Here is a 6,951-nt window from a genome sequence, read left to right on the forward strand (position 1 = left end):
ACGCGCGTGGTTCGCACGGTGATGACGGTTTGGTCGACACCGTGCAGGTCGGCACCGATTGGATCGATGACCAGGATGTGCGCGTGCAGGCCAAGAAATGGATTCGGGCGAATGCGGGACGCGGTGTGCGATGAATGCCCCCGCCGTTCGGTGCAAGGTGAGCGCACCTGTCCGGCCGCGCTCACCGGCTCGCTCGATTCAAGGACGATCCACAGCAGACGGTTCCGGCGTTGCGGCTTTCCGGAAACCACGGCGAACGCGGATCCCCGGTAGCGTCGACGCCGCAGCGATGAACGCTTGTCCCCGGCCGAGCAAGTGATCGTGACGACGTTGACGCGCGAGCGCTGACCGGCGGGTTAGCGTGCGGGGAGGAGCTGCCGAGACAGTCAGGAGAGCACCTGCATGAGCGTCCCGCTGCCCGACTCGTTCCGCCGCGAAACCGTCCAAGTCGGCGATGTCCGCATCAACACCCTCGTCGGGGGCGACGGCCCGCCGGTCCTGCTGCTGCACGGCTACCCGCAGACGCACCTGATTTGGCACGGGGTCGCGCCCGCGCTGGCCGAGCAGCACACCGTGGTGCTCACGGACCTGCGCGGCTACGGCGACAGCGACAAGCCAGCGGGCGGGCCGGGGCACGAGGGGTACTCGAAGCGCACGATGGCGCGGGATCAAGTGCTGGTGATGCGGGAGCTCGGCTTCGAGCGGTTCGCCGTCGCCGGGCACGACCGCGGCGGCCGGGTCGCGCACCGGATGGCGCTGGACCATCCGGACGCGGTGCGCGGGCTCGCGGTGCTGGACATCGTGCCGACGCACTACGCGTTCAGGCACGCCGACATGCATTTTGCGCTCGGCTATTACCACTGGTTCCTGCTGGCCGCTGACGATGGCGTGCCGGAGCGGCTGATCGGTGGCGCGCCGGAGTTCTGTGTGCGCAGCCGGATCGACGCGTGGAGCGGCGACGCCGGGCTGCTCGAGCCCGCGGCCGTGGACGAGTACGTGCGGTGCTTCTCCGATCCGGCGGCGATCCACGCGTCCTGCGAGGACTACCGCGCGGCGGCCTCGGTCGACCTGGAACACGACGAAGCCGACCGCGCGAACCGCGTCATCGCGCCGTTGCTGGCGTTGTGGGGCGCGGAAGGGTTCGTGGGCGCCACTTACGACGTGCTGTCGGTGTGGCGCGGCTATGCCGACAACGTGGGCGGGGCGGCACTCCCGTCCGGTCACTACGTGCCGGAAGAAGCGCCGCAGGAGACCGCGGATGCGCTGCTGACCTTCTTCGGCAGCTTGTGAACCTCAGACCATGCTGAGCAGCATCGCGCCCATGCCGATGCTCATCGCCCCGTGGCAGGCCGAGTCCCACGCCGGGTGGGTCGCGGTGGATTCCGCCAGGGCGCGACGGCCGGTGTCGACGGCGCTGGAAATCCACACCACCGACGACAGCACCAGGAAACCGGCCAGCAGCACCGAAATCGTCACGACACCGCCCGGCGGCCCTGGCGTCGCCGCGGCGGCCAGCACTCCGGACGACGGTGCGCCCATGGAGTGGTGATGATGCCCGCCGCCGGAGTCGGATCCGCCCATCATCAGCATCGGCATCGTCGCGATCATCCACACCATGGCCGCCGACATCACGGCATGGTGGGTGTGCGCGATCCGCGCCCGCCGGGCGTGGCCGCAAGGCACCCGCAGCGCGGTCAGCACCAGGAACCACCCGGTGGCGACCGCGAACAGCGCGATCTGCGGCCCTGCGGGCACGCTCATGCCCAACGGCCAGGCCATCGCGATCATGAGCAGGCTCATCGCGAGGTGGCTGATCGAGCTGAGCCGGTCCGGCCACCCACCGGCCGGGCGGGCGGCGCGGAATCCGCACCACACCGCGGTCAGCGTGAACAGCACGGTCAGGACCCAGCGCAGCAGCAACGATTCGACCACGGTCAGGCTCCGGTGATCCGCCGGGCGCGCAGCCCGAGCACGATGTCGACGATCAGGAAAAACAGCAGCGAAGCCCCCAGCAAGGGGACGAAGTAGGCGATGAAGGCGCCTCCGACGATGATCGGCGCGAGCACCCGGCCGGGGATCCGGCGCCACGCCCCGCGTTCCGGCAACCGGCCGAAACCGCGGGTGGGCCGCCGCAGCCACCACATCCGGTAGCCCCAGAAGATCATGCTGAGCAGGCCGAGGGCGAGCGAGGCCAGCAGCACCTGGTTGACCCAGCCGAACAGGATCCCCATGTGCGCGTCGATGCCCCAGCGCGAGAGCTTCGCCGTGAGCGGGTAGTCCGCGAACCGCACGATTCCGGTCACGTTCCCGTTCGCCGGGTCGACGGCGATCTGGTCCTGCTGCGTCGGCCAGTGCCGCTGCACCTGCATCACGGTGTAGGCGCTGCCGGGGCCGTCGGGCGGAGTGATCTCCACGGGTCCGTTGAGCCCTTGCCCGAGCGCGACCTGGTGCACCCGGTCGACGCCCACGTCTCCGCTCGGGCCCGCGGCCGGAGCGGGTGGCACATCGGTGGTGACTTCGGGGGTCTCCCAGGACAGCGCGGCGCGCAACGCGGTCACGTTCTCACCGGCGAACAGCGACCAGGTCAGTCCGGTCGCGGAGAGGAACAGCAGGCCGATCGCGGCCCAGATGCCCACCGCTCCGTGCCAGGACAGCACCCGCTTGCGCCCGGCGGGCCGGAACTCCGGTGCCAGCAGCAGCCGGGCGCGGCGCTCGCGGCGGCGTCGCCCGACCCACAAGGCGAGTCCGCCGAGCACCACCACCCACAACCAGCTCGCGGCGAGTTCGCTGTAGACCCGGCCCGCGTCGCCGAGGTGCAGTCCCCGGTGCAGGTTGTCGACCCAGGTGCGCAGCGGCAACGACTGGCCGTCGCCGTAGGTCTCCAAGTTCCCGCGCACTTCGCCGGTGTGCGGGTCGACGAACACCGTGCGGTGGTAGCTGTCCGAGCGGCCTGCGTCGGGCGCGAAGATGACCTGAGTCGTGTCGGTCGCGGTCGGCGCAGGGCGCACCGCGCTGAGTCCCCGGTCCGGCAGCGCCGCCTTCGCGGTGTCGATCTGCGCGGACAGCGGTGCGCTGGTCGTGGCGGCCGGAACGTGCAGCTCGTGCGCGTAGGCCCACTGCTCCAGCTGCGGGGTGAACACGTACAGCAGGCCGGTCAGCGCGGTGACGGTGAGGAACGGTGCGATGCAGATCCCGGCGTAGAAGTGCAGCCGCATGATCAGCGGGCGCAGCACCGCCCAGGTGGAACGCCCCTGCGGCACGTCCTCCGGGGCGCCGGCTTCCGGTAGCGGGTCCTGCCGCACGAGCGTCGGATCCGTCGCCATCGCTTCTCCCACCGTTCGGCGCGTGTCGTCGCACCACTAGTCGCGGGATCATCGGCATCGGTTCCCGGCCGGGAAAATGACGTCCATCAACTGGGAACGGCCGCGCCGGTTCGGCCGTGTGCCTTGTCACGCCGCAACATCTGCCGGAACCGCGACGAACTCGCGGCCGACCCGTCCTGTGCGGCCTGCCATCTCGGGCGGCCGGTGTCGATAGGCGCAGGGAGCAGCAACCACCGATGTCGGAGGAACGTACGGGCCGGGTGCGGAGCGGATTGCCGTGGCTGCTGGGTGGTGGCTTCGCGGTGCTGCTGACGGTGTTCGTCGCCGCGCTCGGCGGCGCGGACGTCTACGCGCAGCTAGGGCTGTCGGCACCGGGCGCGGTGGTGCAGCTCGGCATCGGACTCGTGCGGCTGGTAGCCGACGTGTCCGCAGCGATCTGCTTGGGAGCGTTGGCGTTCGCGACGTTCTTCACCACACCGCGCGGTTCCGGTGGGGTGTCTCCGGACGGTTTCGCGGCGGTGCGTGCTGGTGGCGCTGCGGGCTGGGTCTGGTTCGTGGCAGCGGTGTTGATGATTCCGCTCGAAATGGCTGATTCGTCCGGGCAGTCGTTGGCCGACGTGGTGGAGCCATCGGCGTTCACCGGTCTGCTGTCCGCGTTGTACGAGCCGAAGGCGTGGCTGGCCACGGCACTCATCGCGCTGGTCGTCGCGGTGTGCGCGCGGATGGCGTTGATGTGGCGACCCGCGATGGGACTGGCGGCGCTGGCCGCGATCGGCTTGCTGCCACCGGCGGTGGTGAGTCATTCGGCATCCAACGCCGGGCACGACTACGGGACCAACGTGATCGTGCTGCACGTGGTGGCGGCCGCGTTGTGGCTGGGCGTGCTGATCGCCGTCATCGCGCACGTGCGCCGTGGCGGTGGACATCGGGAACTGGTGCTGGCGCGCTACCGCAAGCTCGCGGCCGTCTGCTGGTTCGTGCTGGCAGCTTCCGGGCTCGTGGATGCGTTCGTGCTGCTGCCGCCGAGTCGACTGGCAACCGGATACGGCGCGTTGGTGCTGGCCAAGGTGGTGCTGCTGGCCGCGTTGGGCGCGGCCGGGATGTGGGCGCGACGGCGGCTCGCGGCACCGGCGGCGCTGCTGGGCACCGAGCTCACGATCATGCTCGTGTCGGTCGGGGTATCGATGGGCATGGCGCACACGCCACCGCCGAACCTGCTGGACCGCACGACCAGCACGTCCGAAGTGATCCTCGGCTACGACCTGCCCGGGCCGCCGAGCCTGCTGAACCTGCTGACGGTTTGGCGCTTCGACCTCATTCTCGGCACGGCCGCCGTAGCACTCGCCGCGCTCTACCTGCTGGGAGTGCGTTCGCTGCGCAAGCGCGGGGATTCCTGGCCGCCGGGCCGGACGGCGGCGTGGCTGGTGGGGTGCGCGACGCTCGTGATCGCCACGTCCTCCGGGCTCGGCGTCTACTCGTCCGGGGTGTTCAGCGTGCACATGCTCGTGCACATGGTGCTCAACATGCTCACTCCGGTGCTGCTCGTGCTGGGCGGGCCGATCACGCTGGCATTGCGCGCCTGCACCCCGGCCGGACGCGGAAATCCGCACGGCCCAAGGGAATGGGTGCTCACCGCCGTGCACTCGCCGCTCGCGCGGTGGCTCGCGCACCCGGCGATCGCCACGGTGCTGTTCGTCGTCTCGTTCTACGCGCTGTACTTCACGTCGCTGTTCGAGGCCGCGATGTCCGAGCACTGGGCGCACGAGCTCATGAACATCCACTTCCTGCTGGTCGGCTACCTGTACTACTGGACGGTGATCGGCGTGGACCCGGCGCCGAAACCGCTGCCGCACCTGGCGAAACTCGGAATGGTGTTCGCGGTGATGCCGTTCCACGCCTTCTTCGGCGTGATCATGATGAGCATGGACGGCGTGATCGCGGAGAACTTCTACCGCACCCTCGACCTGCCGTGGGCGCACGACCTGCTGGCCGACCAGTACCTCGCGGGCGGGATCGCTTGGGCGGCGGGCGAAGGCCCGCTGATCGTGGTGCTGCTGGCCCTGATGACCCAGTGGTACCGGCACGACATGCGTGAGGCCCGCCGCGCCGATCGCTCCGGCGACGAGGAACTCGCTGCCTACAACGAAATGCTCGCCCAACTCGCCCAACGCCGCGGCAACTGACGCGGCACGCTCGCCAGCGGGTGTTCTCGGCGAACCTTCAGGTGTGCGAGCGGTCCAGGGCGCCTGTGCGGAGGTGCCGCAGGAACGCGGACCAAGCCGGTGCGGCGAAGATCAAGTGTCCGCCGTCGCGGTCTTTGGTGTCGCGGACGGCGGCGAGGCCGGGGGCTCCGCCTACTTCGACGCACGCGCCGTTCGGTGCTGATCGACTGCTCTTGCGCCATCCACTGATCTCCAGCGTCATCGTCAACCTTCCATCTCTGCTCGAAGAGTTGCGATGAAGTCCAGCGAATCACCTGCGGACAATGCAAGGTCTTGCAAGCGATTCACGGCCTCGGCGTGCGCAGCGACGTCGCGCGGGCCTTTGATGAAGATCAAGCTGCTGTAGTGGTCGATCTGGACGATCGGGTCCGCCTTCGGGAAGCGGAGCAGGATGAACTGACCGGCATGGGCGGCGTGGAACGTTTCCGCGCCGGAGCGGATGACCCGCACAGTGATGTTCGACTGGTCGGTCGCCGCCGTCGTGATGTGTCTCAACTGCTCAGCCATCGCTGCTTGACCGCCGAACGGCTCGCGCAGCGCAGCCTCGCCGATCAACGCCGTGAAAGTCGGTGCGTTCGATTTGGTCAGCACCGTCCTTCGTTCCATTCGCGTCAGGATGCGTGGGCCGATCTGGTTGTTCTGCAGCGCAGCCATGGACGCCCGCATGTAGTCCGGTGTTTGCAGCAGACCCGGGATCAGCATCGGCGCCACCTCGGTGATTTCGGTGGCAGTGCTCTCGAACTGGACCAGCGACGCCAGTTCCTTCTGCACACCCGGGATCCCGGAGCTGATCCAACTGGGCGCGTCGGTGCTGCGAGCTTGCTCCAGGATCCGTTCGTATTCGTCCCCGTTGACCCCGAGTGCGGTCAAGAAGCTCGCGACGTGCTCGGGTGACGGCACGCTCGTGCCGGTTTCCCATCGGTGGAGCTGGGTCTTGGCCACGGCCAGCCGTTCGGCGAGTGCACGGAGACTCAACCTCGCCTGTTTCCGCGCATCGCGCAGCTCGGCTCCGAGGGCTCGTGCTGAAGGTGAGTTGGCTGATCCGGTCGCCATGTCCGCCGATCTTAAAGCCCCGATACACCTGCATTGCCCGGCCGATCAGTCACTCTAACGAGTACTAGGCATGGACCTGTGTACACCGCTATGTTCACAGGGACATCAATGATCACTGTGTCCGACTGGTGGTGGTTCGGTGGTCTACCGCGACCTGACCGGCGACTCCCTGGAGGTGTGCGTTGCCGTATCCGTTTCGTTGGTTTCCGGCTAGGGGTGAGCGTCATGCGGGCCGGGATTCCGCGCCGCGGCTGGGTTTTCGAGCGGGGACGTGTGTCGAGGCGTTGTGCGGTGCTGCGCTGGTGGCGGAGGAAGGGGCTGCCGCGTGGCTGTGGCCGACGTGCGCAACCTGC

At 68.9% G+C, this 6,951-nt stretch carries 8 protein-coding genes; 3 read left to right on the forward strand and 5 right to left on the reverse strand.

Going from position 1 to position 6,951, the window contains the following annotated elements:
• The coding region (locus IJH84_RS10090; RefSeq protein ID WP_295143141.1) for a hypothetical protein at positions 1-251 on the reverse strand (251 nt) is incomplete at its 3' end.
• Positions 252-402: 151 nt separating this feature from the next.
• Here IJH84_RS10090 and IJH84_RS10095 point away from each other — a divergent pair.
• Positions 403-1,290 carry an alpha/beta fold hydrolase gene (locus tag IJH84_RS10095; RefSeq protein WP_295143144.1) on the forward strand — a complete coding sequence of 296 codons (888 nt, stop codon included), beginning with the start codon at positions 403-405 and terminating at the stop codon, positions 1,288-1,290.
• Positions 1,291-1,293: 3 nt separating this feature from the next.
• Here IJH84_RS10095 and IJH84_RS10100 read toward each other — a convergent pair whose 3' ends face one another.
• The gene (locus tag IJH84_RS10100; RefSeq protein WP_200069090.1) at positions 1,294-1,932 is read right to left on the reverse strand and encodes a DUF5134 domain-containing protein; all 639 of its coding nucleotides are present in this window, start codon (positions 1,930-1,932) and stop codon (positions 1,294-1,296) included.
• Between the two features lie 2 nt (positions 1,933-1,934).
• Complete coding sequence (locus IJH84_RS10105) at positions 1,935-3,323, reverse strand: PepSY domain-containing protein (protein WP_295143148.1); 1,389 nt, start codon at positions 3,321-3,323, stop codon at positions 1,935-1,937.
• Positions 3,324-3,559: 236 nt separating this feature from the next.
• Between IJH84_RS10105 and IJH84_RS10110 the strand changes: the two genes are divergently transcribed.
• Positions 3,560-5,506 carry a cytochrome c oxidase assembly protein gene (locus IJH84_RS10110; protein WP_200069092.1) on the forward strand — a complete coding sequence of 649 codons (1,947 nt, stop codon included), beginning with the start codon at positions 3,560-3,562 and terminating at the stop codon, positions 5,504-5,506.
• A gap of 37 nt (positions 5,507-5,543) precedes the next feature.
• Here the strand turns inward: IJH84_RS10110 and IJH84_RS10115 are convergent, their stop codons facing one another.
• Together IJH84_RS10115 and IJH84_RS10120 are read right to left on the reverse strand one after the other, a co-directional pair.
• A complete protein-coding gene (locus IJH84_RS10115; RefSeq protein WP_295143152.1) occupies positions 5,544-5,747 on the reverse strand; it encodes a DUF397 domain-containing protein in 204 nt (67 codons plus the stop codon).
• 2 nt (positions 5,748-5,749) lie between these two features.
• Positions 5,750-6,598 (reverse strand): helix-turn-helix transcriptional regulator, encoded by an 849-nt coding sequence (locus IJH84_RS10120; RefSeq protein WP_295143155.1) that lies wholly within the window; start codon positions 6,596-6,598, stop codon positions 5,750-5,752.
• A gap of 182 nt (positions 6,599-6,780) precedes the next feature.
• Between IJH84_RS10120 and IJH84_RS29245 the strand changes: the two genes are divergently transcribed.
• Positions 6,781-6,951 (forward strand): zinc finger protein (locus IJH84_RS29245; RefSeq protein ID WP_367269006.1); only part of this gene is annotated, 171 nt, incomplete at its 3' end.

Origin of the sequence: Saccharopolyspora sp., assembly GCF_017434145.1 — a bacterium.
Taxonomy (GTDB): Bacteria; Actinomycetota; Actinomycetes; order Mycobacteriales; family Pseudonocardiaceae; genus Saccharopolyspora_C; species Saccharopolyspora_C galaxeae.